The organism is Burkholderia sp. SR8, from assembly GCF_052851275.1.
This window is the reverse complement of sequence record NZ_JAULUC010000042.1, coordinates 1-25,187: the sequence shown is the minus strand read 5'-3', so window position 1 is coordinate 25,187 and position 25,187 is coordinate 1. Positions and strand designations below refer to the sequence as shown.

Here is a 25,187-nt window from a genome sequence, read left to right as displayed (position 1 = left end):
ATGAAGATCCTGTTCTACTCGCCGCAGCAGCAAGCCGCCGCATGGCGCGACGCGATCGCGCAGGCGCTGCCCGAGGCCGAACTGCGCGCGTGGCAGCCGGGCGACACGGCCGCCGCCGACTACGCGCTCGTATGGCGCGCGCCGCGCGAGCTGTTCGCGCCGCGCGACGGGCTGCGCGCGATCTTCAATCTCGGCGCCGGCGTCGACGCGCTGCTCGCGCTCGAGCGCGCGCATCCCGGCACGCTGCCGCGCGACGTGCCGCTCGTGCGCCTCGAGGATTCCGGCATGGCGCAGCAGATGATCGAATACGTGACGCACGCGGTACTGCGCTACCTGCGCCGCTTCGACGAATATGAAGCACTGCAGCGCGAGCGCCGCTGGCAGGTGCTCGAACCGCATCCGCGCGCGCGTTTCACCGTCGCCGTGCTCGGCCTCGGCGTGCTCGGCGCGCAGGTCGCGCAGGCGCTCGCCGCGCTCGGCCTGCCGGTGCGCGGCTACAGCCGCAGCCCGAAACAGCTCGACGGTATCGAGACCTTCGCGGGCGACGGCGCGTTCGATGCGTGCATCGCCGGCGCGAAGGTGCTCGTGAACCTGCTGCCGAGCACGCGCGACACCGACGGCATCCTGTCGGCGCGCACGTTCGCGAAGCTCGCGCCGCGCGCATACGTGGTGAACGTCGCGCGCGGCGCGCATCTCGTCGAAGCCGACCTGCTCGCGGCGCTCGCGAGCGGCCAGGTCGCGGCCGCGACGCTCGACGTGTTCGAGCACGAGCCGCTGCCGGTCGACCATCCGTTCTGGCACGTGCCGCGCATCACGATCACGCCGCACAGCTCGGCCGAAACGTTGCGCGACGAAGCCGTCGAGCAGATCGCCGGCAAGATCCGCGCATTCGAGCGCGGCGAGCCCGTCACCGGCATCGTCGACTACGCGCGCGGCTACTGAATTCCGCCTACACGAAACTGGAGACAACCATGACGTTCCCCACCGCCGTCAAGATCGTCGAAGTCGGCCCGCGCGACGGGCTGCAGAACGAAAAGACCTTCGTGCCGACCGACGTGAAGATCGCGCTCGTCGATCGTCTGTCGCGCGCCGGCTTCCGCAATGTCGAGGCCGCGTCGTTCGTGTCGCCGAAATGGGTGCCGCAGATGGCCGACGGCGCCGACGTGATGGCCGGCATCGAGCGCCGCGCGGGCACCGTGTATTCGGTGCTGACGCCGAACCTGAAGGGCTTCGAGAACGCGCTGGCCGCACGCGCGGACGAAGTGGTGATCTTCGGCGCGGCAAGCGAGGCGTTCTCGCAGCGGAACATCAACTGCAGCATCGCGGAAAGCATCGCGCGCTTCGAGCCGGTCGCAAAGGCCGCGAAGGACGCCGGCCTGCGGCTGCGCGGCAGCGTGTCGTGCACGCTCGGCTGCCCGTATCAGGGCGAGGTGCCGGTCGCATCGGTCGTCGACGTCGTCGAGCGCTTCGCCGCGCTCGGCTGCGACGAGATCGACATCGCCGACACGATCGGCGTCGGCACGCCGAAGCGCACGCGCGAAGTGCTGTCGGCCGTCACGCGCGTGTTCCCGCGCGAACGGCTGTCGGGCCACTTCCACGACACGTACGGCCAGGCGCTCGCGAACATCTACGCGGCGCTGTTCGAAGGGATCGAGATCTTCCACGCGTCGGTCGCGGGCCTCGGTGGCTGCCCGTACGCGAAGGGCGCGACCGGCAACGTCGCGACCGAGGACGTGCTGTACCTGATGGAAGGCCTCGGCATCGACACCGGCATCGACCTCGCGCAGGTCGTCGCGGCCGGCGACTTCATCTCGAACGCGATCGGCCGCGCGAACGTGTCGCGCGCCGGTCGCGCGCTGCTCGCCAAGGCGCAGAGCGCAGCCGATGCGCCGAGCTGCGCGTGACCCCGACATTCACGGACCACCCATGACGACACCCGCTTCATTCGACTCTCTCCCCGATTCCGCGCGACGCGTCGCGCTGCTGCTGCGCGAGCGCGGGCATGCGAAGGGCATCGTGATGCTCGCCGAAACCGGCAAGACTTCCGCCGAAGCCGCGGCCGGCCTCGGCTGCTCGGTCGCGCAGATCGCGAAGTCGATCCTGTTTCGCCGCGAATCGGACGGCCTGCCGGTGCTGGTCGTCGCGAGCGGCGTGAACCGCGTCGACGAGAAGAAAGTTGCCGCACAGGTCGGCGCGGTCGGCCGCGCGGATGCGAAGTTCGTGCGCGACAACACCGGCTATGCGATCGGCGGCGTCTGCCCGATCGGCCATCTCGTCGAACCGGTCACGCTGATCGATGCCGACCTGCTCGAGCTCGACAGCCTGTGGGCGGCCGCCGGCCATCCGCATGCGGTGTTCAACCTGTCGCCGCAGGAGCTCGTCGCGCTGACCGGTGCGCCGGTCGCCGACGTCGCGCTGCGCAACGACGCATGAGCGACGTGCCGGTGACGGTGCCGGTGACGGTCGGCACGGTCGCATCGCCGTGCACCGACGTGTGCAGGATCGACCCGCGTACCGACTGGTGCGCGGGCTGTCTGCGCACGCGCGACGAGATCAAGGGATGGCGCGCGTCGGACGACGACGCGAGGCGCCTGTTGCTCGCGCGGCTCGATGCGCGGCGGCGCCTGCTCGCGCGGAGCGGCGCATAAAAAAATGCCGTTCGGCCTGTCTGGCGAACGGCATGAGATCGGAATCCTGTGAACGTGATCAACGTCACAGCCCGCATCATACGAGCGACGCTGCAGCGTCGCATCGGGTGTTTCCCTACAACTTCTTACAGCCGCTTCACGGGCGATCGACGTTCGCGCAGGCGGGGCTTGCCGGCCGCCGTGACCGCCGCATCGGCAACTAGCGACAACCCGTAGCGGCGAACCGTATCCGCAGCCCGTGGCGGCCACGCGAATCGCACGACCGTTTCAGTTGCCGACCGCCGCGCGACGCGCGGGCACGATGCGCCAGCCGAGATTCACGCCGGCCGCCGCGAGCAGGATCAGCAGCGCGCCGAGTACCTGCGTCCACGCGAGCGTCTGCCCGAACGCGACGCGATCGACGATGATCGCGACCACCGGATACACGAACGACAGCGCGCCCGTCATCGCGACCGGCAGCTTCTGGATCGCGCCGTACAGCAGCACGTACATCAGGCCCGTATTGACGACGCCGAGCACGACGAGATCGAGCCACTGCGCGGCGGTCGCGGGCAACGTGCCGAAGTGCGCGAACGGCGCGAGCAGCACGATGCCGAGCCCGGCCTGCAGCAGCGCGAGCAGATGCGGCGGCGTGCCCTTCAGATGCTTCGTGACGATCGACGACACCGCGTACAGAAACGCCGCGCCGAGCGACAGCGCGACGCCCTGCAGATATTCGCCGGGCACGGCCAGCACCGCCGGCTCGACGCGCACGACGCAGACGAGGCCGACGAACGCGAGTCCGAGCCACGCGACGGTCGATGCGCTGACGCGTTCGCGGAACACGATCGCGCCGAGCGCGACCAGCATGAACGGCTGCGTGTTGTAGACGGCGGTCGCCATCGAGATCGACGCGCGCGAATACGCGGCGAACAGCAGCAGCCAGTTCGCGACGATCGCGACGCTGCCGAGCGTCGCGAGCGCGAGCATGCGCGGCGAGAACAGCGAGCGGCGCAGGAAGCCGAGCGCCGCGCAGACGATCGCGAGCGTCGCCGCGCCGAACAGGCAGCGGAAGAACACGACGTTGGTGAGCGGTTGCTGCGACGACATCACGAGCCAGCCGATCGTGCCGGACATCATCATCGCGACGACCATTTCGGCGGCGCCGCGGCGGATTTCGTTCGAGGCCATCATGGACTCCGTTCGACGAGAGAAGATGACTTCGATTCTAGGAACTTGCTTTCCGCGCATCCACGACTAAACTGAAGCGAAACACCCGATTCACCTTCGAAAGCAAAGCGATCATGTCGAAACGCCTTTCCCCGCCCGCCGTCGCGTCGCTGGACGCGACCGACCGCGCGATCCTCGCGGCGCTCGCCGAGGACGCACGCATCGCGACCAGCGAGCTGGCGCGGCAGATCGGGCTGTCGGCGCCCGCGACCGCCGACCGCGTGCGGCGGCTCGAGGCGCAGGGCGTGATCGCGGGCTTCACCGTCGAGCTCGACCCGCGCGCGCTCGGTTACACGCTGCAGGCGATCGTCCGCGTGAAGCCGCTGCCGGGGCAGCTGCATCTCGTCGAAGAGGTGTTGCGCCGGATTCCCGAATTCGTCGAATGCGACAAGGTGACCGGCGAGGACTGCTTCATCTGCCGGCTCTATCTGCGCACGATCGAGCACCTCGACGACATCCTGTCGAAGGTGACGGAGCGCGCGGAAACCAGCACGGCGATCGTGAAGTCGACGCCCGTGCCGCGCCGGCTGCCGCCGCTCGCCGAAGACGATGCGGCGCGACGCTGAGCGTCGATCGGCAACGACACACGGGGCGCACACCGCTCACGCGGCCGCGTCGCGCGCCTCGAAGAACGCGAGCAGTTCGTCGATCAGCGCGACGGGCGCCTCCTCCGGAATGTAGTGCCCGCAATCGAGCGCGCGGCCGCTGACGTCGCGCGCGACGCGCCGCCACTCGTCGAGCGGATCGAAGCAGCGGCCGACGATCCCGTTCGCGCCCCACAGCACGCGCAGCGGACATGCGACCTTGTTGCCGCGCTCGAGATCCGCGCGATCGTGTTCGAGATCGATCGTCGCCGACGCGCGGTAGTCCTCGCACATCGCATGCACGGCGCCCGGCTGCGCGAGCGCCGCGCGATACGCGGCGAACGCGTGCGGCTCGAACGGCGCGAGCCCGGCCGACCGGTTGCCCATCACCCGCTCGATATACGCATCGGTGCGGCCTTCGATCAGCGTTTCGGGCAACGGCGCCGGCTGGATCAGGAAGAACCAGTGGAAATACGCGGTCGCGAACGCGCGATCCGTCTGCTCGTACATCGCGAGCGTCGGCGCGATGTCGAGCAGCATCATCCGCTCGACGGCCGCCGGATGATCGAGCGCGAGCCGATGCGCGACGCGTGCGCCGCGATCGTGCGCGCACAGGTGGAAATGCTCGAAGCCGAAATGCCGCATCACGGCGACCTGGTCGGCCGCCATCGCGCGTTTCGAATACGGTACGTGGCGCGCGTCGCTGGGCGGCTTGCCCGACGCGCCGTAGCCGCGCAGGTCGGTGGCGATCACCGTGAAGTGATTCGCGAGCGTCGCGGCGACGCGATGCCAGATCATGTGAGTTTGCGGATGGCCGTGCAGCAACAGAAGCGGCGGCCCCGCGCCTCCTTTGACACCGAAGATGTCGGTGTCCTGCACCGTCACGCGAAACGGTGCAAACGCGTCGAACGACATGGTTTGTTTCTCGTTGGTTTGTTATGGCGGCTATTGTAGGAGCGCGCGGCCCGCCGCTGAGCGCGCCAGATGCCCGAATCCATAGAAAGAGAACACTCACTCGATTGCGGCCACGCCGCGCGTTTTGCTAAGCTCGCGTAGAATCGCACGACCGTTCGTATTAATATCAACGCTGCACCGCGCAGCTACACTCGAAGCACCGTTCGACCGCCAAGCATGATGCCGGCGTCGGCGCGACCGCGCCGGCCCCGGCCGCCCCTCGAGACTGGAGACATCACATGGCATTGCCCGCCGTCCTGCAGAACCTGACGCTGCCCGTCATCGCGTCGCCGATGTTCATCGTCAGCTACCCCGAACTCGTGCTCGCGCAATGCAAGGCGGGTATCGTCGGATCATTCCCCGCGCTCAATGCCCGCCCGGCAGAGCTGCTCGACGAATGGCTCACGCAGATCCAGTCCGAGCTCGCCGACCACAAGGCGAAGCACCCGGACGCGCTGATCGGCCCGATCGCGGTCAACCAGATCGTCCATCAGTCGAACGTACGGCTCGAGCATGACGTGCGCGTGTGCGTCGAGCACAAGGTGCCGATCTTCATCACGAGCCTGCGCGCGCCGGCGCGCGAGATCGTCGACGCGGTGCACGGCTACGGCGGCATCGTGCTGCACGACGTGATCAACCTGCGCCATGCGCAGAAGGCGCTCGAAGCCGGCGTCGACGGGCTGATCCTCGTCGCGGCCGGCGCCGGCGGCCATGCGGGCACGACGTCGCCGTTCGCGCTGGTCGGCGAAGTGCGCAGGATGTTCGACGGCCCGATCGTGCTGTCGGGCGCGATCGCGAACGGCGGCTCGATCCTCGCCGCGCAGGCGATGGGCGCGGACCTCGCGTACATGGGCACGCGCTTCATCGCGACGCAGGAAGCCCACGCGGTCGAGGATTACAAGCATGCGATCCTCAACGCGAAATCGTCCGACATCGTCTATACGAACCTCTTCACCGGCGTGCACGGCAACTACATCCGCGAGAGCATCGAGAAGGCCGGCCTCGATCCGGACGCGCTGCCGGAATCGGACAAGACGAAGATGAATTTCGGCGGCGACAAGGCGAAGGCGTGGAAGGACATCTGGGGTGCCGGCCAGGGCGTCGGGCTGATGGACGACCTGCCGAGCGTCGGCGCGCTCGTCGAGCGCCTGAAGCGCGAGTACGACGACGCGAAGGCGCGACTCGGCATCGCACGCTGATCGCGGGCCATGCGGCGGCGGCGCTTCACCGCCGCGCACGAACGCCCCCAAAAACAAAAAGCGCGAACCGTGACGGCTCGCGCTTTTTTCATTTCCGCCGGCAGGCGGATCGGATCGAAGCGGGTCAGGCGCGCTTGATGCGCGCGATCGGCAGCACCCGCAGGCGCGCCTCGATCGACGGGCACAGCGACTGCCCTTCGAAACGCGCGGCGAGGAAATCGACGAACGAGCGCACCTTCGCGGACACGTGGCGGCGGCTCGCGTACACCGCGTAGATCGGTGCCTCGTGCGGCGGCACGGCGTCGAGCAGCACCGGCACGAGCCGGCCCGATTCGATGTCGTCGCCCACCACCTCGGTGCCGAGCAGCGCGATGCCCGCACCGGCGAGCACGGCCGCGCGCAGCCCTTCGAGATGGTTCACGATCAGGTTGCCGTTCAGGTTCACGCGCGACGCGGCGGCCGCGTCGATCACGAGCGCGTCGAGCATCGTCGAATTCGAATCGCGGCGCAGGTAGTTGTGGTGCGCGAGATCGCCGATCGTCTGCGGCGTGCCGTGCTTGTGCAGATAGTCGGGCGACGCGACCAGCAGGATGTGCGCGGTCGCGATCTGCCGCGCGACCAGCGACGACGATTTGAGTCCGTTCGGCGCCGCGCGCACCGCGACGTCGTAGCCTTCCTCGATCAGGTCGACTACGCGATCGGACAGCGTCATGTCGACGGTCACGTCCGGGAACCGACCCGCATAGTCGGTGACGGCCTGCATCACATGGCGCAGTCCGAACGCGGACAGCGACGTCACGCGCAGGCGGCCCTGCGGCACGACGCTTGCCGCGCCGACCGCCTGTCCGGCTTCGTCGAGTTCCGACAGCGCCTGCACGAGGCGCTCATAGTATTCGCGTCCCGCCTCGGTCGGCGCGACGCGTCGTGTCGTGCGATGCAGCAGCCGCGCGCCGAGCTGCTGCTCGAGATGCATCACGTGCTTGCTCGCCATCGCGGCCGACATCTGCATGCGCTCGGCCGCGCCGACGAAGCTGCCCACTTCGACGACGTAGCGAAACACATTCATGCTGACGAGGGTATCCATCGAACTAGCTCGCAATTCCTGGGAATCATGCAATTACGAGATAGGGTAACAAAGGCGAGGAAACAAAAAGGTCAACAAAGGCAAAACGGCGCCGCACGCAGCGGCGCCGTTTCGGGGCGGAAACCGGCCGGCGGCACGCGCGGCGCATCGCGCGCGTCCCGCGAAACGAGTGTCAGAACTTCGCGCGGATGCCTGCGCCGAACGTGTTGCCGTTCGACAGGCCGCTGATGTGGTCGTTCATGTACGCGGCGTAGACGTCGGTGCGCTTGGACAGCGGATAGTCGTAGCCGACGGCCCAGGTCTGGCGCGTCTGGTCGAGACCGCCCGAGTCGCGCGAGTACGCGTACGACGCCATCGCGTTGCCGACGCCGAGCGGCACCGACACGCCGCCCTGCGCGGTGTTCACGTGCCAGCTGCCCGCGACCTGGTCGTTCTTCGTATACATGTACTGGCCGAACAGCTTCACGAACTTCAGGTCGTAGGTCGCGCCGACCAGCCCGATGCCCTGGCTCTTCATGCCGGTCACGAGCGAGCTCAAGTCCTGCGGGCCGTTGTTGAAGTTCACGTACTGGTAGACGGCGGTCGCCGCGAACGGGCCGTTCGCGTAGTTGAACTGCGCGCTCCACTTCTTCGAGCGGTTGTCGCCGGCCGTGTTGCCGAGCGCGTACATCGCCGCGAAGTTCAGGCCCCCGAACGAAGGCGACGTGTACGACAGCGCGTTGTTCCAGCCCGAATCGCCGACCGCGCCCTGGTCGCTCGGATAGGTCGGGAACGTGCCGAGGCCGAGGAACACGTGATACACCATCGGCGAGAACGTGTACGAGTCGTAGAACGGGTTGAACAGGATCGTCGACAGGAACAGGTGCGTCGTCAGGCGGCCTGCCGTCACCGTGCCGTACGGCGAGCTGACGCCGACGTACGCATTGCGCGCGAAGAACGTGTCGCCCTGGAAGCGGCCGAACTGGCCGTTCTGCGCGCGGAAGAAGCTCTCCATCGTGAAGATCGCCTTGTAACCGCCGCCGAGATCCTCTGCGCCGTGCAGGCCCCAGTACGACGTCGACATCCCGCCGCCCGACACGTTCCATGCGCGATTGCCGCCCGGGAACTTGGTTGCGCCGACCCATTCGTCGACCTGACCGTAGAGCGAGACGCTCGACTGCGCGTGGACGGGTGCGACGGCCGCCACGCAGGCGGCCGCGGCGATCAGCTTGACGGACGTGCGCGACGCACGGCGAGCGAATGCTTTCATGGGATCTCCAGGTTTTGTCGAATGGTCGATAAGCGGCGCGAGCGTTGTTTTAGGAGCCGATTGCTTGCGTCGTGTGGGGCGCAGCCATCTTTACGGATCGCGGGTCCGGTCAAAATTGCGCACACTTATTGCGGGTATAGCGGCGGCATTAACTTCGCGGAATCGACACGTGGCCGCGCGCTGCCGGGCGGCCCCGCGCGGGGCGGACACGCGACGGGACGGCCGCGGGGCGCACGCGTGCCGGGCGCGAAAGATAGCGCAATGCAGCGGGAAAATCAGCGGAAATCTGCGCGCGACTGTGGCGAATTCGCATCACGGCCGGCGGGGGGACGAGCGCGGGGCGCGCTCAGTTTCGGTAGAACGGGGAAAAAAACGGCGAATGCGCAGGCTCCTCCTGCGCGCGGGGCGGCGGCAGCGGACGGCCGCCGCGCTCCTCGTTGTAGCGCGCGACATCGGCGCGGATCGAGCCCGCGCGCAGCGGCACGTTGCCGCCGCCCGGCGGGCGCGGCATCTGGCGCGAATCGGCGCTGATCGGACGATACGGGCTCTGCGCGGCGTAGTGGCCGTACGACGGTGTCGGGCGCAGACCCCAGCGCGAGCCGTAGCCGCTCACGCCGCCGGCGCGCGCGCCGACGGGCGGCGCCGCGCGGCGCCAGACCGGCGGGCCGCCGGCCGGCTGGCCGTACGCGTGCATGCCGCCGCCGCCGAAGCCGAAACCGTGGCCGAAGCCGCCGAACGCCTGACCGCCGTGCGGCGGTTGCGCGAGCGCGAGCGGCACCAGCAGCGCGCCGAGCACGCCTGCCACCCATCGTCCGACCTTCAGTTTCGCCCGTTCCGTCATCATTCAGTGCCTGTTGCCGCTGCCGCCGGCCGTTTCCAGCCGACGCAAGCCTTTCAGCAGTAATTTATGAGCGGTCCGAAACTGTGTCGAGCCAAAAAGTGTTAGGTCGCGGGCATCGGTGTAACACCATGTTACTGCTAGGTTTTTTCACTTCGGGCCGCAATCGTGGAAGAACATTCTTCTGCCGTTTTTCGGTGTCGGCGCCCTGCCGCGGGCGCCTTGGTTGGCATGCAGTCGTCTCATCAATCGATTCACACAATGAATTTGTGTATTGAATGACCAGACGGGACAATATCGGCTTCGCGCGCGTGCTGCGCGCCCGCCGTTTCCGATTCGAGTTCCCGATGGCCCGTCCCCGTTTCCTTCCCGACAACTTCACGCTCGCGCTCGTCGGCACCGTCGTGCTCGCGAGCCTGCTGCCGTGCCGCGGCCCGGCCGCCCATGCGTTCAACTGGGCGACCAACATCGCGGTCGGCCTGCTGTTCTTCCTGCATGGCGCGAAGCTGTCGCGCGAAGCCGTCGTCGCGGGCGCGACCCACTGGCGGCTGCACGCGGTCGTGCTGCTCAGCACGTTCGCGCTGTTCCCGCTGCTCGGCCTCGCGCTGAAACCCGTGCTGCAGCCGCTCGTCACGCCGGCGCTGTACGCCGGCGTGCTGTTCCTGTGCACGCTGCCGTCGACGGTCCAGTCGTCGATCGCGTTCACGTCGATCGCGAAGGGCAACGTGCCGGCCGCCGTGTGCGCGGCGTCCGCGTCGAGCCTGCTCGGGATCTTCGTCACGCCGGCGCTCGTCGGGTTGATGATCACGTCGCAGTCGGCCGCGGCCGCGTCGCCGTGGAGCACCGTCGGCAGCATCGTGATGCAGTTGCTCGTGCCGTTCATCGCCGGCCAGTTGCTGCGGCCCGTGATCGGCGGCTGGATCGAACGCAACCGCGGCGTGCTGCGCTTCGTCGACCAGGGGTCGATCCTGCTGGTCGTCTACGTCGCGTTCAGCGAGGCCGTGAACCAGGGGTTGTGGCACCAGATTCCGGCGCGCGCGCTCGGCGGCCTGCTGGTCGTCAACGTCGTGCTGCTCGTGATCGCGCTGGTGCTGACCACGGTCGTCAGCAAGCGGCTCGGCTTCAATCGCGCCGACCAGATCACGATCATCTTCTGCGGATCGAAGAAGAGCCTCGCGGCCGGCGTGCCGATGGCGAAGGTGATTTTCTCCGCGCAGGCGGTCGGCGCGATCGTGCTGCCGCTGATGCTGTTTCATCAGATCCAGCTGATGGCGTGCGCGGCGCTCGCGCAGCGCTGGGGCGCGCGGGATACGAGCGGCGAGCGCGACGGCGAAAACGCGTCGGCCGGAGCGGCACGCACGCGCGGCGCGCTGAGCCCCGGCAAGCGCTGACGCGAGGGCGCGCACGCCGCGCCTGCACCAACAACGCGCATCGCGTCACGAAATCTTCATTCAATTCTCCGCGCGCGCTGCCGTTAAGTCGGGCGTCCCGTCGCTTCGGCCGTCCTCGTCCATGCCCGCGCCCCATCCCGACTCTCCCGCCGCCGTCACCACGCGCCTGATCGCGGAACGCGCGCTCGCCGCCGTATTCCAGCCGATCGTCGACCTCGGGTCGGGCACGGTCGTCGGCTACGAGGGCCTGATCCGCGGGCCGCGCGGCACCGACCTCGAGCCGCCCGCCGCGCTGTTCGCGCAGGCCGCCCGCGACGGCGCGACCATCGCGCTCGAACAGGCGGCCGCGCTCGCGTGCCTGGACGCGTTCGCGGCGCTCCGCTGCGACGGCAAGCTGTTCCTCAACTTCAGCGCGGGCACGATCGTGCAGCTCGCGCGTGAACGCGAACGCGTGCGGCAACGGCTCGGCCGCGCGCGGATCGGCGCCGAGCGCATCGTGATCGAGCTGACCGAGCAGACCGCGATGCCGGACGTCGCGCGCATCGGGCCGGCCGTCGCGTCGCTGCGCGATGCCGGCATCCAGTTCGCGCTCGACGACTACGGCACCGCGAACGCGAGCATGAACCTGTGGCTGCGGCTGCATCCGGACGTCGTGAAGATCGACCGCTTCTTCATCCACGACATCGCGCGCGACCCGCTGAAGTTCGAGGCGGTCCGCGCCATGCAGCACTTCGCGCACGCGAGCGGCGCGCAACTGATCGCGGAAGGGATCGAGAACGAGTGCGACCTGATCGTCGTGCGCGACATGGGCATCTGCTGCGTGCAGGGCTTCCTGCTCGGCCGGCCCAACGCGCAACCGTCGCCGGTGGTCGCGCCGGCCGCGCGCGACGCGATCCGCACCCCGCACATCGCGGTATTTCCCGGCGCGACGCGCACCGCGCGGCCGGCCGGCACGATCGCCGCGAAGATGCTCGTCCCCGCGCCGGCGCTGCCGCTCGACGCGACCAGCAACGACGTGCTCGACCTGTTCAACCGGATGCCCGCGCTGCACGCGGTCGCGCTCGTCGAACGCGGGCGGCCGGTCGCGCTCGTGAACCGGCGCGGCTTCATCGACCGCTTCACGCTGCCGTACCACCGCGAAGTGTTCGGCAAGAAGCCGTGCCTGCAGTTCGCGAACGACGCGCCGCTGATGATCGACAACGCGACGACGGTCGAGGAGCTCGCGATGCTGCTCGCGAGCCACGACCAGCGCTATCTCGCGGACGGCTTCGTGATCACCGAACACGGCCGCTACGTGGGGCTCGGCACCGGCGAGAGCCTCGTGCGCGCGGTGACGGAAATGCGCATCGAGGCCGCGCGCTACGCGAATCCGCTGACGTTCCTGCCCGGCAACATACCGATCAGCGCGCATATCGACCGGCTGCTCGCGCGCGACGCCGGCTTCCACGCGTGCTACGTCGACCTGAACCAGTTCAAGCCGTTCAACGACCAGTACGGCTACTGGCAGGGCGACGAAGTACTGAAGTTCGCGGCGACGGTGCTGGCCGGCGTGTGCGATCCGCAGCGCGACTTTCTCGGGCACGTCGGCGGCGACGATTTCCTCGTGCTGTTCCAGCGCGACGACTGGCGCACCCGCGCGGCCGACGCGATCGCCCGCTTCAACGACGGCGCACAGCGCTTCTACACGCAGGCCGACCGGCAGGCCGGCGGACTGCGCGGCGAGGACCGGCACGGCAATCCCGCGTTCTTCGGCTTCGTGACGATGGCGATCGGCGCGGTCGGCGTGCCGGCCGGCGCGAACGGCGCGATGCGCTACGGCAGCGACGAGATCGCATCGGTCGCCGCGCTCGCGAAGCGGCGCGCGAAACAGCAGCCGGACGGTCTCGCGGTCGTCGATCTCGACGCCGGCCATGCGGCGCTGCGGGCGCGCGGGGAACCGCCGAGCGCGGCGGCGACCTGAAGGCGATCCGCAGGCCCGTCCCGCACCCGCGCGGGTTGCCGGCCGGCCGCAGCCTGGGGAGGTCAGTTTCCTGCGGGTGCGCCGATGCTACGACTGCCCCGTCCGGCGATACATTGCTGCGCGCCGGGCGCACCGTGCGAATTTGCGCTTCCGGCGGCCGGACCACTCGGCACGACGCACAAGAACAAAGCGCAAGCCGAGAGGCAGCCGCCGAAGCGCTCGCCGCTGGCAAGGCCGGCGGCCGGCCGCCTTCTATCGACCACGCGATGAACGCCCATTGACGTCGCCGGCCGCGCCGGTGGACATGCTGCGCGCGAGCTTCTCCGCGCGTTGCGCTGCCGGTTCCCGATCGGCGACCTCCGCAACGGCAAGCGATCGCGGGTTGGCCGGTGACACGCCGACAGCGCCGCTTGCCGGCAACGGCCCGCGTCACACCGCGGCCTTGTGCGCCGACTCCTCGAACGCATGAGGCGCCCCCGCCGGCCCCGCCCGCTCGCACGATCGCCTTGCCTTTTCGGCGTTTTGTTTAGTATTTTTAGTTACGGCGTTTTCGCAGATTAGCGCCTAAAAACCCGCTATTTCCGGGTATTCCCCGGTTATCCGGCCCGAATTAGGCACTGTGTTTTACTATACAATCGCCGTCACCCTAAACAAACCGGAACCCGAACGATGGGCACCACCATTCGCGACGTAGCGCGGGCGGCAGAGGTCTCGATCGGCACCGTCTCCCGCGCGCTGAAGAACCAGCCGGGCCTGTCCGAAGCCACGCGCGCGCGGATCGTCGAGATCGCGCAGCGGCTCGGCTACGACCCGGCCCAGTTGCGCCCGCGCATCCGCCGGCTCACCTTCCTGCTGCACCGCCAGCACAACCGCTTTCCCGCCAGCCCGTTCTTCTCGCACGTGCTGCACGGCGTCGAGGACGCGTGCCGCGAGCGCGGCATCGTGCCGACGCTGCTGACGGTCGGCCCGAACGACGACGTGCTGCGCCAGATGCGCCCGCACGCGCCCGACGCGATCGCGGTGGCCGGCTTCATCGAGCCGGAGACGATCGAGGCCCTCGCCGCGACCGGCCGGCCGCTCGTGCTGATCGACCTGTGGGCGCCCGGCCTGCGGTCGGTGAACATCGACAACGCGACGGGCGCGGCGCTCGCGATGCGGCACCTGCTCGCCACCGGCCGCTCGCGGATCGCGTTCATCGGCGGCTCGGCCGCGCACTACAGCATCGCGCAGCGCGCGATCGGCTACCGGCGCGCATTCTTCGAAGCCGGGCGGCTGTTCGATCCCGCGTACGAAGTGACGATCGACGCCGGGCTCGACCCCGACACCGGCGCCGCGCGCGCGATGCAGCAGCTGCTCGACGCGCCGGGCCCGCGGCCGGACGCCGTGTTCGCGTACAACGACGCCGCCGCGCTGGCCGCGCAGCGCGTGTGCGTCGCGCGCGGCGTGCGGATTCCGGAAGACATCGCGATCGTCGGCTTCGACGACATCCCGGCCGCCGCGCACGCGAACCCGCCGCTCACGACGCTCGCCGTCGACAAGGAAGCGCTCGGCCGCCGCGGCGTCGAACTGCTGCTCGCGGAATCGCCCGAGCGCACCGAGATCTCCCTGCCCGTCGAGCTGATCGTGCGGGCCAGCAGCCAGCCCGCCGGCTCACCGGCATTCGACACCGCCACGGTCCAAGAATCATGAACATGCCCCCGGTCCACTCCCGCGCCGCCGCGCCGGCCAGCCACGCGCAAGCGGCACCGTTCGTCGCGAGCTTCCGCGACCCGTCGTTCCTGCTGTCGCACGTCGAGGACACGCTGCGCTTCTACGCGACGAACGCGTTCGACCCGACGGGCGGCTTCTACCACTATTTCCGCGACGACGGCAGCGTCTACAACCGCACGTCGCGGCACCTGGTGAGCAGCTGCCGGTTCGTCTTCAACTACGCGATGGCGTACCGGCACTTCGGCGATCCGCGCCATCTCGACTACGCGCGCCACGGGCTGCGCTTCCTGCGCGACGCGCACTGGGACGACGCGCTGCAAGGCTACGACTGGGAACTCGACTGGCGCGACGGCGGCAAGCGCGCGACGCTCGACGGCACGCGCCACTGCTACGGACTCGCGTTCGTGCTGCTGGCCGCCGCGCACGCGACGATGGCCGGCATCGACGAAGCGCGCCCGTTGATCGCGTCGACCTACGAGCTCGCCGAACACCGCTTCTGGGATGCGGCCGCGGGCCTCTACGCGGACGACGCGACGCCGAACTGGAACGTGTCGACGTACCGCGGCCAGAACGCGAACATGCACATGACGGAAGCGCTGCTCGCGGCCTACGACGCGACGGGCCACGTCACGTATCTCGATCGCGCGGAAAAGCTCGCGACCCACATCACGCAGCGCCAGGCCGCGCTGTCGGGCGGCCTCGTGTGGGAGCACTACCATGCGGACTGGTCGGTCGACTGGGACTACAACAAGGAAGACAGCTCGAACATCTTCCGTCCGTGGGGCTTCCAGCCTGGCCACCAGACCGAATGGGCGAAGCTGCTGCTGATCCTCGAGCGGCACCGTCCGCTCGACTGGCTCGTGCCGCGCGCGGCCGAGCTGTTCGACGCGGCGCTCACGCACGCGTGGGACGCCGATCACGGCGGCCTCTGCTACGGCTTCGGCCCGGACTTCACGATCTGCGACCACAACAAGTATTTCTGGGTCCAGGCCGAGACGTTCGCGGCGGCCGCGATGCTCGGCGCGCGCACCGGCGCCGAACGCTTCTGGGACTGGTACGACGAGATCTGGCGCTACAGCTGGGCGCATTTCGTCGATCACCGCTACGGCGCGTGGTACCGGATCCTCACCTGCGACAACCGCAAGTACAGCGACGAGAAGAGCCCGGCCGGCAAGACCGACTATCACACGATGGGCGCGTGCTACGACGTGCTCGCGACCCTCGCGCGCGCGGCGCGCAGCGAGCCGACGCAATGAGCGGCGGCACGTTTCCGGCTTTCGTGTCGGCGGGCGACATCCTGACCGACATGGTGCGCGCGGGCGACGCGCAGTGGACGTCGGTGCCGGGCGGCGCCGGCTGGAACGTCGCGCGTGCGGTCGCGCGGCTCGGCGTGCCGAGCGCACTCGCGGGCGCGATCGGCGAGGACTGCTTCTCCGACGTGCTGTGGCGCGCGAGCGAGGCGGCCGGCCTCGACCTGCGCTTCCTGCAGCGCGTGCCGCGTGCGCCGCTGCTCGCGATCGTCCACGAGACGCGGCCGCCCGCGTACTTCTTCATCGGCGAAGCGAGCGCGGATCTCGCGTTCGATCCGGCCCGGCTGCCGGCCGGCTGGACCGACCACGTGAAATGGGCGCACTTCGGCTGCATCAGCCTCGTGCGCGAGCCGCTGGCGAGCACGCTCGTCGCGCTCGCGGCCGATCTGCACGCGCGCGGCGTCAAGATCAGCTTCGATCCGAACTACCGGAACCTGATGACGGCCGCGTACCGACCGACACTGGAGCGGATGGCCGGCCTCGCCGACCTGATCAAGGTGTCCGACGAGGATCTGCGCCATCTGTTCGGCGGCGACGGCCCCGACGCGATCGCGGCCGTGCGCGCGCTGAATCCGGCGGCCGCGGTGCTCGTCACGCGCGGTGCGCAGCCGGCGACGCTGTACGCGGACGGCGACGTGCTCGAGGCCAGCCCGCCGCGCGTCGAGGTGGTCGACACCGTCGGCGCGGGCGACGCGTCGATCGGCGGCCTGCTGTTCAGCCTGATGGCCGCGCCGCAGCGCTCGTGGCGCGAGCACCTCGCGTTCGCGCTCGCGGCGGGTGCCGCCGCGTGCCGGCACACGGGCGCGCACGCGCCGACCCTCGACGAAGTCGTCGCGCTGCTCGAACGGTGACGGGACGATGACGGCGCGCTGATCGGTCGCCGATAAGCGGCGCTGTACATGCTGCGCCGCAGTGCTACGATGAAGTGTCCTATTGCGGGAGAGGCACGATGGACACGAACACGTTCACCAAGGGCATCTACACGGCCAAGGCGCATACGCAGCACGCGGGCAACGGGCAGTTCCAGGGCTACGTGATCCTCGCGCGGGACGACGGCGACGAGACGGAGAACATGCGTTACGACGTCCACACGACCAGTCCGAGCGAGGAGGAAGCGTTCGAGGAAGCGAAGGCGCTCGCGCACCGGATCCTCGGCGAGATCGAGCTGTAATGCGCGAACCGTGATGCGCGCGTTGCAATGCGCGCGCCGTCATCGACTATCCGTCATGTGCGCGCGGCGGCCCGGCCGCGACGCGCCGCCGCCTTCGGCTCAGAGCAGCCGCGCGACCATCGACACCAGCATCGTCAGCACCAGCGTCGACATGAACGGGAACGGGTAGCGCCGCCCGCCGAGCGTCAGCGTGACGTCGCCCGGCAGCCGCCCGATGCCGACCTTGCCGAGCCACGGCCAGCAGCGCGTCAGGATCATCACCGCGACGAACGACGCCATCAGCCAGCGCAGCATCCGTCGCTCCCGTCAGAGCGCGTGCGAGCGGTCGCCGCGCGCGAACGCGTCGAGCGTGCCGTCGATTCCGCGCGAGAACGCGATCACCTTGAACAGTTCGCCCATCTCGGCTTCCGAGATCAGCTTCTGCACCGCGTTCGCGGCCGGCAGGAACCGATGGATGTCGGACGGGTCGATCGCGGCGAGCGCGTCGGTGATGCCGGCGTTCAACAGGAAGCGCGCCTGCGACGTATAGCCGAGCAGGTCGGCGCCCGTCGCGACGCCCGCATCGTAGATGCCGGTGAATTCGACGTGCGCGGTGATGTCCTGCAGCCCCGGGTACAGGAATGCGTCGTCGTGCGCATGGTGCCGGTAATGGCACATCAGCGTGCCACGGTCGCGCTGCGGGTGGTAGTACTCGTGCGCGGGAAAACCGTAGTCGACCAGCAGCACCGCGCCGCGCCCGAGCATCGTGCACACGGTGCGCGTGAACGCGAGCGCGGCTTCGTGCGTCTCGGTCACGTAGCCGTCGTCGACGTCGAGCGTCGCGAGCACCGGCGGCACGCCGGCCGCGCGCACGGGCCGGTCGTCGAACACGAACGCATGCCGCGCATCGAGCGCGACGCCGCGCTCGAGCCACGCGCCGCCCGCCTTCGCGAACAGGCGCACCGGCATCGCGTCGAGCACCTCGTTGCCGACCACCACGCCGTCGAAGCGCTCGGGCAGCGCGTCGAGCCAGCGCACCTTGGCCGCCAGCGCCGGCGCCGCGGCCGCGATCGTGTCGCGCTGCCGTTCGCGCAACTCGCCGGACAGATCGACGATCAGGTATTCGTCGAGCTCGACGTCGAGCGCATCGAGCGCCGCGAGCAGCCCGGCCGCGAGCTTGCCGGTGCCCGCGCCGAATTCCATCACGCGGCGCGTGCCGCTTGCCGCCAATGCCTCGGCGACGGGATTCGCGAGCGTCTGCGCGAACAGCGGCGACAGCTCGGGCGCCGTCACGAAGTCGCTGCCGTCGTCGGCGCGGCGGCCGAACTTGCGTGCGCCGCCGCTGTAATAGCCGAGACCGGGCGCGTACAGCGCGCGCTCCATGAAGCGGTCGAACGGCAGCCAGCCGCCGGCCGCCGCGATCTCGTCGCGCAGTTGCGCGGCGAGGGTTTCGGACTGCGCAAGCGCGTCAGGGCCGGGAGCAGGTAAACTAGCGGGTTCGTGAGCTTTCGGGTTCATCCCGGCATTGTAAATGACCGTTTCAGCCGATACGTCGACCCCGCGCATCGTGCTCGTCGCCGGCGCGCTGGGCAGCGCGGCCGACGCCGCGTCGCTCGGTCGGGCGCTCGCGACCGGCTTCGCGCAGCGCGGCTGGGACGTCGCGCTGCAGCGCGGCCGCGGCGCGCCGCGCGCGGCCGCCGACGCGCTCGTCGCCGAAGTCGCAGCCCGCGGCCGCCGCGCAGCCGTGCTCGACGCCGATCTGGCCCTGGAGGCCGACGCCGCCGCGCTCGTCGCCGCATGCGCCGGCGCGCTGGGCCGGCCGGCCTGCGTCGTGTTCGTCAGCGCGTGCGCCGGCAGCGACGACGCGCACACGGTCGACGCCGCGTCGCTCGGCGGCGCGTTGGCGCGCAACGTGACGGCGCCGCTCGCGCTGGCGCGCGCGCTCGCCGATGCGACGCCCGACGCCGCGCGCGACGACGAATCGCTGCGCGCGTGCGCGATCCACGTGCTGGATCAGGCCCTGTTTCATCCGGCGCCGGCGCAGCTGTCGCACGCGCTGATGCAGGCCGCGCTGAACCGCGCGAGCGCCGCGCTGGCGCTGGCGCTCGCGCCGAAGGTGCGGGTCGCGGCACTGGTGCGCGGCCACGCGCCGCACGCGAACGACATCGCGGCAGCGGCCTGCTATCTCGCGAGCGCGCCCGGCGTCACGGGCGCGACGCTGACCGTCGACGGCGGCGAGCACCTGGTGCCGCCCGCCGCCGGCCCGAATGACTGAACTGCGCGGATCGCGCGGCGTGATGGCCGCCGCCCGCGCCGCTTTGCGTGTGCGCACGCCAATTTGACTGGGACGACCATGTTTTCCGCTCTCCTGCACCCCCGCCTCGCGGATTGCCGCAGGCTCTACCTGCGCGACTACGAGGTGCACATCCACATCGGGGCCTTCGAACACGAGAAGCGCGGCGAGCAGCGCGTCGTCATCAACGTCGACCTGTTCGTGCCGCTTGCGCAGTCGACGCCCGTCGACGACCGGCTGCATGAAGTCGTCGACTACGACCTGATGAAGCAGAGCGTCGCGCAGTGCCTCGCGCGCGGCCACATACACCTGCAGGAAACGCTGTGCGACGCGATCGCCGCGACCCTGCTGGCGCACGATGCCGTGCGCGCGGTACGCGTCTGTACCGAGAAACCGGACGCCTATCCGGACTGCGACGCCGTCGGCGTCGAAGTCTTTCGCATCAAGGACGAGGAGCGCGCATGAACGCCCCCCACATGAACGACACGGCGGCCGATGGCGCCGTCATCGAAGCCACCGTCGCCGAAACCGGCCGCCGCGCGCTGACGCGCCGCGAGCAGAAGGAAGCGTACGAGAACAACAAGCTGTTCAAGCGGATCGTGCGCCAGGTCGGCCAGGCGATCGGCGACTACAACATGATCGAGCAGGGCGACAAGGTGATGGTGTGCCTGTCCGGCGGCAAGGACAGCTACGCGATGCTCGACGTGCTGCTGCGCCTGCGCGAGCGCGCGCCGATCGACTTCGACATCGTCGCGGTCAACCTCGACCAGAAGCAGCCGGGCTTCCCCGAGCACGTGCTGCCGGAATACCTGACGCAGATCGGCGTGCCGTTCCACATCGAGAACCAGGACACCTACAGCATCGTCAAGCGGCTCGTGCCCGAAGGCAAGACGACCTGCTCGCTGTGCTCGCGGCTGCGCCGCGGGATCCTGTATCGCGTGGCCGGCGAGCTCGGCGCGACCAAGATCGCGCTCGGCCATCACCGCGACGACATCCTGCAAACCTTGCTGCTGAACATGTTCTACGGCGGCAAGCTGAAGGGGATGCCGCCGAAGCTGCAGTCGGACGACGGCAAGAACGTCGTGATCCGCCCGCTCGCGTACGTGAAGGAAACCGATCTCGAGAAGTTCGCGGAGCTGCGCGAGTTCCCGATCATCCCGTGCAACCTGTGCGGCAGCCAGCCGAACCTGAAGCGCGCGGAAATGAAGGCGCTGATCCGCGAATGGGACAAGCGCTTCCCGGGCCGCGTCGACAACATGTTCAGCGCGCTCGCGAACATCGTGCCGTCGCATCTGATGGATACGACGCAGTTCCCGTTCGCGTCGCTGCGCGCGAGCGGCGTGGCCGACCCGCACGGTGACATCGCGTTCGACGAGGAGCCGTGCGCATCGGGCGACGACCCGGCCGCGCCGGGCGCGCCGGGCGCAGCGAAGCCGATCTCGATCGTCCAGTTCGACGACCTGTAAGCAGCGCCCGAACGGCGGCCGACACCGGACGAAGCGGGGCGAAGCGCGCCCCTTTTCGGCACTGTCGGCGCGCCGCCACAGGCCCGGAACGCCAGGGGCCGCATGCTAAAATGGACGGCTTCGAACTCCTCAGACAAGCTGGCGCCATGAATATCGTGATTTTGGCGGCAGGCACCGGCAAGCGCATGCGTTCCGCGCTGCCGAAAGTGCTCCATCCCCTGGCCGGCAGGCCGCTCCTCTCCCACGTCATCGCCACCGCGCGCACGCTGCAGCCGTCGCGGCTCGTCGTCGTCGTCGGCCATGGCGCCGAGCAGGTGCAGGCCGCCGTCGCCGCGCCCGACGTGCAGTTCGCGCTGCAGGCCGAGCAGCTCGGCACCGGCCACGCGGTGCGCCAGGCGCTGCCGCTGCTCGATCCCGCGCAGCCGACGCTCGTGCTGTACGGCGACGTGCCGCTCACCCGCGCATCGACGCTGCAGCGTCTCGTCGACGCCGCGCGCGACGGCCGCTACGGGATTCTGACCGTCACGCTCGACGATCCGACCGGTTACGGCCGCATCGTGCGCGACGCGTCCGGCTTCGTCACGCGCATCGTCGAGCAGAAGGACGCGTCGCCCGAGCAGCTGAAGATCGCCGAGATCAACACCGGCATCATCGTCACGCCCACCGCGCAGCTGTCGATGTGGCTCGGCGCGCTGAAGAACGAGAACGCGCAGGGCGAGTACTACCTGACCGACGTCGTCGAACTCGCAATCGAGGCCGGTTTCGAGATCGTCACGTCGCAGCCCGACGAAGAGTGGGAAACGCTCGGCGTGAACAGCAAGGCGCAGCTCGCGGAGCTCGAACGCATCCATCAGCGCACCGTCGCCGATGCGCTGCTCGTCGACGGCGTGACGCTCGCCGATCCGGCCCGCATCGACGTGCGCGGCACGCTGCGCTGCGGCCGCGACGTGTCGATCGACGTGAACTGCGTGTTCGAAGGCAACGTGACGCTCGCCGACAACGTGACGATCGGCGCGAACTGCGTGATCCGCAACGCGTCGATCGGTGCGGGCACGCGCATCGACGCGTTCACGCACATCGACGGCGCCGAGCTCGGCGCGCACACCGTGATCGGCCCGTACGCGCGGCTGCGCCCGGGCGCGCAGCTCGCGGACGAAGCGCACGTCGGCAATTTCGTCGAGGTGAAGAACGCGGTGATCGGCCACGGCTCGAAGGCGAACCACCTGACCTACATCGGCGACGCCGACATCGGCGCGCGCGTGAACATCGGCGCGGGCACGATCACCTGCAACTACGACGGCGCGAACAAGTTCCGCACCGTGATCGAGGACGACGTGTTCGTCGGGTCGGACACGCAGCTCGTCGCGCCGGTGCGCGTCGGCCGCGGCGTGACGATCGCGGCCGGCACGACGATCTGGAAGGACGTCGCCGAAGGCGTCCTCGCATTGAACGAGAAGACGCAGACCGCGAAGAGCGGCTACGTCCGCCCGGTCAAGAAGAAGAGCTGAACCTTTTGCGGGCGCCCGCGCGGCGCCCGCGTCGACTAACAGGATTGACCATTCATGTGCGGCATTGTCGGCGCAGTTGCGCAGCGTAATATCGTTCCGGTGCTGATCGAAGGATTGCGGCGCCTCGAATACCGTGGCTACGATTCGTGCGGTGTCGCCGTGCTCGAACCGGGCGCACCGAAGCGCGCGCGCAGTGTCGCGCGCGTCGCCGATCTCGATGCGCAGGTGCAGGAATCGCATCTCGAAGGCACGACGGGCGTCGCGCACACGCGCTGGGCGACGCACGGCGCGCCCGTCACGCACAACGCGCATCCGATCTTCTCGTCGAACGCGCTCGCGCTCGTGCACAACGGCATCATCGAGAACTTCGAGACGCTGCGCGAATCGCTGCGCGCGAAGGGCTACGAATTCGTGTCGCAGACCGACACCGAAGTGATCGCGCACCTCGTGCACAGCCTGTATCGCGGCAACCTGTTCGACGCGGTGCGCGAAGCCGTGCAGCAGCTGCATGGCGCGTATGCGATCGCGGTCACGCACAAGGACGAGCCGCACACGGTCGTCGGCGCGCGCCAGGGTTCGCCGCTCGTCGTCGGTCACGGCGACGGCGAGAACTTCCTGGCCTCGGATGCACTCGCGCTCGCCGGCAGCACCGACCGCTTCACGTTCCTCGAGGAAGGCGACGTGTGCGAACTGTCGCTCGACGGCGTGAAGATCGTCGACCGCCACGGCGCGCTCGCGCAGCGCGAGATCCGCGTGGTCAGCGCGTACGGCGGCGCGGTCGAACTCGGCCCGTATCGCCACTTCATGCAGAAGGAAATCTTCGAGCAGCCGCGCGCGATCGGCGACACGGTGCCGCAAACCGACGCATTCGACGCGACGCTGTTCGGCGACGCGGCCCCCGCCGCGTTCGCGGACATCGACAGCCTGCTGATCCTCGCGTGCGGCACGAGCTACTACTCGGGCCTCACCGCGAAGTACTGGCTCGAAGCGATCGCGAAGATCCCGACGCAGGTCGAGATCGCGAGCGAATACCGCTACCGCGAGTCGGTGCCGAACCCGCGCCAGCTCGTGCTGGTGATCTCGCAGTCGGGCGAGACGGCCGACACGCTCGCCGCGCTCAAGCACGCGCAGTCGCTCGGCCACACGCATACGCTCGCGGTGTGCAACGTCGCGACGAGCGCGATGGTGCGCCTCACCGAGATGCAGTTCCTGACGCACGCGGGCACCGAGATCGGCGTCGCGTCGACGAAGGCGTTCACGACGCAGCTCGTCGCGCTGTTCGTGCTGGCCGCGACGCTCGGCAAGCTGCGCGGGCACGTCGACGCCGCGCAGGAAGCGCAATTCCTGAAGGAGCTGCGCCACCTGCCGGCCGCGCTGAACAGCGTGCTCGCGCTCGAGCCGCAGATCATCGCGTGGTCGGAGGAGTTCGCGCGCAAGGAAAACGCGCTGTTCCTCGGCCGCGGGCTGCACTACCCGATCGCGCTCGAAGGCGCGCTGAAGCTGAAGGAAATCTCGTACATCCACGCGGAAGCGTATCCGGCCGGCGAGCTGAAGCACGGGCCGCTCGCGCTCGTCACGGAAGCGATGCCGGTCGTCACGGTCGCGCCGAACGACACGCTGCTCGAGAAGCTGAAGTCGAACATGCAGGAAGTGCGCGCGCGCGGCGGCGAGCTGTACGTGTTCGCGGACGCCGACACGCAGATCGTCAACGACGACGGCCTGCACGTGATCCGGATGCCGGAACACTACGGGCAGCTGTCGCCGATCCTGCACGTGGTGCCGCTGCAGCTGCTCGCGTATCACACCGCGTGTGCGCGCGGCACCGACGTCGACAAGCCGCGCAATCTCGCGAAGTCGGTGACGGTGGAGTAAGCAGTCGGCGCAGCGCAGTCCGGCGCGCCGACGAGACTGACGGAGAGACAATGGTAAGACTGTTTGGATGCGGATTGCTGGCGCTGAGCGTCGCGTCGACCGGCTGGGCGGCCGAGCATTACGTCGAAGTCTGGAACCCGCCCGAGGCACGTGTGCCGGCGGCACGCACGCCGGCCGCGCGCACCGGTGCCGACGCGCACGCCGGCAGCAAGGCCGTGGAAAAGCATGCGAGCGTGTCGCCGAAGCCGGCCGCGAAACCGCACAAGCGCCGTGTTGCGCAAGCCGTGAAGGCCGCGCCGCATCGTCCGCCCGCCGCGACGGTCGAAGCGCCGGCCGCACCGCGTCCGGTCGCGCAGCCCGCGCCGGGCCGGCTCACGGTGATGCAGCCGGCCGCGCCGGACACGCCGCACGCGCTCGGCTTCTCCGATATCCCGCGGCAATACACGCCGGACGGCAACGTGCTGCGCGTCGGCACGGGCAACCGCTCCGCGGAGGTGACGCGATAATGGAAGCGCAGACCTATCACGGCTACCAGATCTGGGGCCATTCGATCCTGCAGCAGGACGAGATCCTGCAACCCGAACGCTTCGCGGCGAGCGGCACGATCACGCAGAACAACCGGCTCGTCGAGGCGTCGGGCGTGCTCGGCGTATTCGACACCGAAGACGAAGCGCGCGAAGCCGGGCTCGAATGGGCGCGCGCGTGGATCGACGGTCACCGCTGAGCGGTGACGGGCAATCGATGAAAAAAAGGGGCGTCGAC

General features: G+C 69.3%; 26 protein-coding genes. 19 read left to right on the top strand and 7 right to left on the bottom strand.

Translation table 11 applies throughout. The annotated features are described in order from the left end of the window. Genes Q3A80_RS30715 through Q3A80_RS30700 form a run of 4 tightly spaced genes read left to right on the top strand, consistent with a single transcriptional unit; the run spans position 1 to position 2,648 of the window. Entirely contained in the window at positions 1–942 is a 942-nt protein-coding gene (locus Q3A80_RS30715) for a 2-hydroxyacid dehydrogenase (RefSeq protein WP_446332538.1), read from the top strand. A gap of 29 nt (positions 943–971) precedes the next feature. Beyond that, on the top strand, positions 972–1,904 hold the full coding sequence (locus tag Q3A80_RS30710; RefSeq protein WP_446332537.1) for a hydroxymethylglutaryl-CoA lyase: 933 nt from the start codon (positions 972–974) through the stop codon (positions 1,902–1,904). Between the two features lie 22 nt (positions 1,905–1,926). Continuing rightward, a complete protein-coding gene (locus tag Q3A80_RS30705; protein WP_446332536.1) occupies positions 1,927–2,433 on the top strand; it encodes a YbaK/EbsC family protein in 507 nt (168 codons plus the stop codon). Continuing rightward, positions 2,430–2,648 (top strand): DUF1289 domain-containing protein, encoded by a 219-nt coding sequence (locus Q3A80_RS30700; RefSeq protein ID WP_446332535.1) that lies wholly within the window; start codon positions 2,430–2,432, stop codon positions 2,646–2,648. The genes Q3A80_RS30705 and Q3A80_RS30700 overlap by 4 nt, the downstream gene beginning before the upstream one ends. A 267-nt stretch (positions 2,649–2,915) precedes the next feature. On the opposite strand, the gene Q3A80_RS30695 is transcribed toward Q3A80_RS30700, so the two are convergent. Continuing rightward, a complete protein-coding gene (locus Q3A80_RS30695) occupies positions 2,916–3,818 on the bottom strand; it encodes a DMT family transporter (protein WP_446332534.1) in 903 nt (300 codons plus the stop codon). A gap of 113 nt (positions 3,819–3,931) precedes the next feature. On the opposite strand from Q3A80_RS30695, the gene Q3A80_RS30690 reads away from it, so the two are divergent. Next, positions 3,932–4,423: an Lrp/AsnC family transcriptional regulator gene (locus Q3A80_RS30690; RefSeq protein ID WP_446332533.1), complete on the top strand. Its 492-nt coding sequence runs from the start codon at positions 3,932–3,934 to the stop codon at positions 4,421–4,423. A 36-nt stretch (positions 4,424–4,459) separates the two neighbouring features. On the opposite strand, the gene Q3A80_RS30685 is transcribed toward Q3A80_RS30690, so the two are convergent. Next, complete coding sequence (locus tag Q3A80_RS30685) at positions 4,460–5,356, bottom strand: alpha/beta fold hydrolase (RefSeq protein WP_446332532.1); 897 nt, start codon at positions 5,354–5,356, stop codon at positions 4,460–4,462. Positions 5,357–5,634: 278 nt separating this feature from the next. On the opposite strand from Q3A80_RS30685, the gene Q3A80_RS30680 reads away from it, so the two are divergent. Further along, complete coding sequence (locus Q3A80_RS30680; RefSeq protein WP_446332531.1) at positions 5,635–6,594, top strand: NAD(P)H-dependent flavin oxidoreductase; 960 nt, start codon at positions 5,635–5,637, stop codon at positions 6,592–6,594. Positions 6,595–6,718: 124 nt separating this feature from the next. Here the strand turns inward: Q3A80_RS30680 and Q3A80_RS30675 are convergent, their stop codons facing one another. From Q3A80_RS30675 to Q3A80_RS30665, 3 genes are all read right to left on the bottom strand, one after another. Beyond that, on the bottom strand, positions 6,719–7,678 hold the full coding sequence (locus tag Q3A80_RS30675) for a LysR family transcriptional regulator (RefSeq protein ID WP_446332530.1): 960 nt from the start codon (positions 7,676–7,678) through the stop codon (positions 6,719–6,721). Positions 7,679–7,850: 172 nt separating this feature from the next. Continuing rightward, positions 7,851–8,927: a porin gene (locus tag Q3A80_RS30670; RefSeq protein WP_446332529.1), complete on the bottom strand. Its 1,077-nt coding sequence runs from the start codon at positions 8,925–8,927 to the stop codon at positions 7,851–7,853. Between the two features lie 346 nt (positions 8,928–9,273). After that, entirely contained in the window at positions 9,274–9,768 is a 495-nt protein-coding gene (locus Q3A80_RS30665; RefSeq protein WP_446332549.1) for a peptide-binding protein, read from the bottom strand. 344 nt (positions 9,769–10,112) lie between these two features. Here Q3A80_RS30665 and Q3A80_RS30660 point away from each other — a divergent pair, with 344 nt between their 5' ends. The 6 genes from Q3A80_RS30660 to Q3A80_RS30635 all read left to right on the top strand — a co-directional run bounded on the left by Q3A80_RS30660 (position 10,113) and on the right by Q3A80_RS30635 (position 17,307). After that, positions 10,113–11,156 carry a bile acid:sodium symporter family protein gene (locus Q3A80_RS30660; protein WP_446332528.1) on the top strand — a complete coding sequence of 348 codons (1,044 nt, stop codon included), beginning with the start codon at positions 10,113–10,115 and terminating at the stop codon, positions 11,154–11,156. A 121-nt stretch (positions 11,157–11,277) separates the two neighbouring features. Then, complete coding sequence (locus Q3A80_RS30655; protein WP_446332527.1) at positions 11,278–13,116, top strand: EAL domain-containing protein; 1,839 nt, start codon at positions 11,278–11,280, stop codon at positions 13,114–13,116. Positions 13,117–13,785: 669 nt separating this feature from the next. Next, positions 13,786–14,805, top strand: coding sequence for a LacI family DNA-binding transcriptional regulator (locus Q3A80_RS30650; protein ID WP_446332526.1), 1,020 nt, complete (start codon positions 13,786–13,788; stop codon positions 14,803–14,805). Next, positions 14,802–16,082: an AGE family epimerase/isomerase gene (locus Q3A80_RS30645; RefSeq protein WP_446332525.1), complete on the top strand. Its 1,281-nt coding sequence runs from the start codon at positions 14,802–14,804 to the stop codon at positions 16,080–16,082. Before Q3A80_RS30650 ends, Q3A80_RS30645 begins: the two co-directional genes overlap by 4 nt. Then, on the top strand, positions 16,079–16,987 hold the full coding sequence (locus Q3A80_RS30640) for a carbohydrate kinase family protein (protein WP_446332524.1): 909 nt from the start codon (positions 16,079–16,081) through the stop codon (positions 16,985–16,987). The genes Q3A80_RS30645 and Q3A80_RS30640 overlap by 4 nt, the downstream gene beginning before the upstream one ends. A 98-nt stretch (positions 16,988–17,085) precedes the next feature. Beyond that, positions 17,086–17,307, top strand: a complete 222-nt coding sequence (locus tag Q3A80_RS30635; RefSeq protein ID WP_121861131.1) for a hypothetical protein — start codon at positions 17,086–17,088, stop codon at positions 17,305–17,307. Between the two features lie 99 nt (positions 17,308–17,406). On the opposite strand, the gene Q3A80_RS30630 is transcribed toward Q3A80_RS30635, so the two are convergent. Together Q3A80_RS30630 and Q3A80_RS30625 are read right to left on the bottom strand one after the other, a co-directional pair. Continuing rightward, the gene (locus Q3A80_RS30630; RefSeq protein ID WP_446332523.1) at positions 17,407–17,601 is read right to left on the bottom strand and encodes a DUF2905 domain-containing protein; all 195 of its coding nucleotides are present in this window, start codon (positions 17,599–17,601) and stop codon (positions 17,407–17,409) included. Positions 17,602–17,613: 12 nt separating this feature from the next. Next, positions 17,614–18,804, bottom strand: coding sequence for a class I SAM-dependent methyltransferase (locus Q3A80_RS30625; RefSeq protein ID WP_446332522.1), 1,191 nt, complete (start codon positions 18,802–18,804; stop codon positions 17,614–17,616). Between the two features lie 13 nt (positions 18,805–18,817). On the opposite strand from Q3A80_RS30625, the gene Q3A80_RS30620 reads away from it, so the two are divergent. The 7 genes from Q3A80_RS30620 (at position 18,818) to Q3A80_RS30590 (ending at position 25,149) form a co-directional block, all read left to right on the top strand. Next, positions 18,818–19,561 carry an SDR family oxidoreductase gene (locus Q3A80_RS30620; RefSeq protein ID WP_446332521.1) on the top strand — a complete coding sequence of 248 codons (744 nt, stop codon included), beginning with the start codon at positions 18,818–18,820 and terminating at the stop codon, positions 19,559–19,561. Between the two features lie 78 nt (positions 19,562–19,639). Beyond that, complete coding sequence (locus Q3A80_RS30615) at positions 19,640–20,044, top strand: dihydroneopterin aldolase (protein WP_446332520.1); 405 nt, start codon at positions 19,640–19,642, stop codon at positions 20,042–20,044. Further along, complete coding sequence (ttcA, locus tag Q3A80_RS30610; RefSeq protein WP_446332519.1) at positions 20,041–21,045, top strand: tRNA 2-thiocytidine(32) synthetase TtcA; 1,005 nt, start codon at positions 20,041–20,043, stop codon at positions 21,043–21,045. Before Q3A80_RS30615 ends, ttcA begins: the two co-directional genes overlap by 4 nt. 146 nt (positions 21,046–21,191) lie before the next feature. Beyond that, entirely contained in the window at positions 21,192–22,553 is a 1,362-nt protein-coding gene (gene glmU, locus Q3A80_RS30605) for a bifunctional UDP-N-acetylglucosamine diphosphorylase/glucosamine-1-phosphate N-acetyltransferase GlmU (protein WP_446332518.1), read from the top strand. Between the two features lie 54 nt (positions 22,554–22,607). After that, positions 22,608–24,425: a glutamine--fructose-6-phosphate transaminase (isomerizing) gene (glmS, locus tag Q3A80_RS30600; RefSeq protein ID WP_446332517.1), complete on the top strand. Its 1,818-nt coding sequence runs from the start codon at positions 22,608–22,610 to the stop codon at positions 24,423–24,425. A gap of 50 nt (positions 24,426–24,475) precedes the next feature. Then, positions 24,476–24,931: a hypothetical protein gene (locus Q3A80_RS30595; protein ID WP_446332516.1), complete on the top strand. Its 456-nt coding sequence runs from the start codon at positions 24,476–24,478 to the stop codon at positions 24,929–24,931. Continuing rightward, a complete protein-coding gene (locus Q3A80_RS30590) occupies positions 24,931–25,149 on the top strand; it encodes a hypothetical protein (RefSeq protein WP_446332515.1) in 219 nt (72 codons plus the stop codon). Before Q3A80_RS30595 ends, Q3A80_RS30590 begins: the two co-directional genes overlap by 1 nt. Positions 25,150–25,187 lie beyond the last annotated feature (38 nt).

What these genes read in the sequence shown, in the direction of transcription:
- Q3A80_RS30715 (WP_446332538.1), top strand. Translation starts at nt 1, where the DNA reads ATGAAGATCCTGTTCTACTCGCCGCAGCAGCAAGCCGCCGCATGGCGC.
- Q3A80_RS30710 (WP_446332537.1), top strand. Translation starts at nt 972, where the DNA reads ATGACGTTCCCCACCGCCGTCAAGATCGTCGAAGTCGGCCCGCGCGAC.
- Q3A80_RS30705 (WP_446332536.1), top strand. Translation starts at nt 1,927, where the DNA reads ATGACGACACCCGCTTCATTCGACTCTCTCCCCGATTCCGCGCGACGC.
- Q3A80_RS30700 (WP_446332535.1), top strand. Translation starts at nt 2,430, where the DNA reads ATGAGCGACGTGCCGGTGACGGTGCCGGTGACGGTCGGCACGGTCGCA.
- Q3A80_RS30695 (WP_446332534.1), bottom strand. Translation starts at nt 3,818, where the DNA reads ATGGCCTCGAACGAAATCCGCCGCGGCGCCGCCGAAATGGTCGTCGCG.
- Q3A80_RS30690 (WP_446332533.1), top strand. Translation starts at nt 3,932, where the DNA reads ATGTCGAAACGCCTTTCCCCGCCCGCCGTCGCGTCGCTGGACGCGACC.
- Q3A80_RS30685 (WP_446332532.1), bottom strand. Translation starts at nt 5,356, where the DNA reads ATGTCGTTCGACGCGTTTGCACCGTTTCGCGTGACGGTGCAGGACACC.
- Q3A80_RS30680 (WP_446332531.1), top strand. Translation starts at nt 5,635, where the DNA reads ATGGCATTGCCCGCCGTCCTGCAGAACCTGACGCTGCCCGTCATCGCG.
- Q3A80_RS30675 (WP_446332530.1), bottom strand. Translation starts at nt 7,678, where the DNA reads ATGGATACCCTCGTCAGCATGAATGTGTTTCGCTACGTCGTCGAAGTG.
- Q3A80_RS30670 (WP_446332529.1), bottom strand. Translation starts at nt 8,927, where the DNA reads ATGAAAGCATTCGCTCGCCGTGCGTCGCGCACGTCCGTCAAGCTGATC.
- Q3A80_RS30665 (WP_446332549.1), bottom strand. Translation starts at nt 9,768, where the DNA reads ATGACGGAACGGGCGAAACTGAAGGTCGGACGATGGGTGGCAGGCGTG.
- Q3A80_RS30660 (WP_446332528.1), top strand. Translation starts at nt 10,113, where the DNA reads ATGGCCCGTCCCCGTTTCCTTCCCGACAACTTCACGCTCGCGCTCGTC.
- Q3A80_RS30655 (WP_446332527.1), top strand. Translation starts at nt 11,278, where the DNA reads ATGCCCGCGCCCCATCCCGACTCTCCCGCCGCCGTCACCACGCGCCTG.
- Q3A80_RS30650 (WP_446332526.1), top strand. Translation starts at nt 13,786, where the DNA reads ATGGGCACCACCATTCGCGACGTAGCGCGGGCGGCAGAGGTCTCGATC.
- Q3A80_RS30645 (WP_446332525.1), top strand. Translation starts at nt 14,802, where the DNA reads ATGAACATGCCCCCGGTCCACTCCCGCGCCGCCGCGCCGGCCAGCCAC.
- Q3A80_RS30640 (WP_446332524.1), top strand. Translation starts at nt 16,079, where the DNA reads ATGAGCGGCGGCACGTTTCCGGCTTTCGTGTCGGCGGGCGACATCCTG.
- Q3A80_RS30635 (WP_121861131.1), top strand. Translation starts at nt 17,086, where the DNA reads ATGGACACGAACACGTTCACCAAGGGCATCTACACGGCCAAGGCGCAT.
- Q3A80_RS30630 (WP_446332523.1), bottom strand. Translation starts at nt 17,601, where the DNA reads ATGCTGCGCTGGCTGATGGCGTCGTTCGTCGCGGTGATGATCCTGACG.
- Q3A80_RS30625 (WP_446332522.1), bottom strand. Translation starts at nt 18,804, where the DNA reads ATGAACCCGAAAGCTCACGAACCCGCTAGTTTACCTGCTCCCGGCCCT.
- Q3A80_RS30620 (WP_446332521.1), top strand. Translation starts at nt 18,818, where the DNA reads ATGACCGTTTCAGCCGATACGTCGACCCCGCGCATCGTGCTCGTCGCC.
- Q3A80_RS30615 (WP_446332520.1), top strand. Translation starts at nt 19,640, where the DNA reads ATGTTTTCCGCTCTCCTGCACCCCCGCCTCGCGGATTGCCGCAGGCTC.
- ttcA (WP_446332519.1), top strand. Translation starts at nt 20,041, where the DNA reads ATGAACGCCCCCCACATGAACGACACGGCGGCCGATGGCGCCGTCATC.
- glmU (WP_446332518.1), top strand. Translation starts at nt 21,192, where the DNA reads ATGAATATCGTGATTTTGGCGGCAGGCACCGGCAAGCGCATGCGTTCC.
- glmS (WP_446332517.1), top strand. Translation starts at nt 22,608, where the DNA reads ATGTGCGGCATTGTCGGCGCAGTTGCGCAGCGTAATATCGTTCCGGTG.
- Q3A80_RS30595 (WP_446332516.1), top strand. Translation starts at nt 24,476, where the DNA reads ATGGTAAGACTGTTTGGATGCGGATTGCTGGCGCTGAGCGTCGCGTCG.
- Q3A80_RS30590 (WP_446332515.1), top strand. Translation starts at nt 24,931, where the DNA reads ATGGAAGCGCAGACCTATCACGGCTACCAGATCTGGGGCCATTCGATC.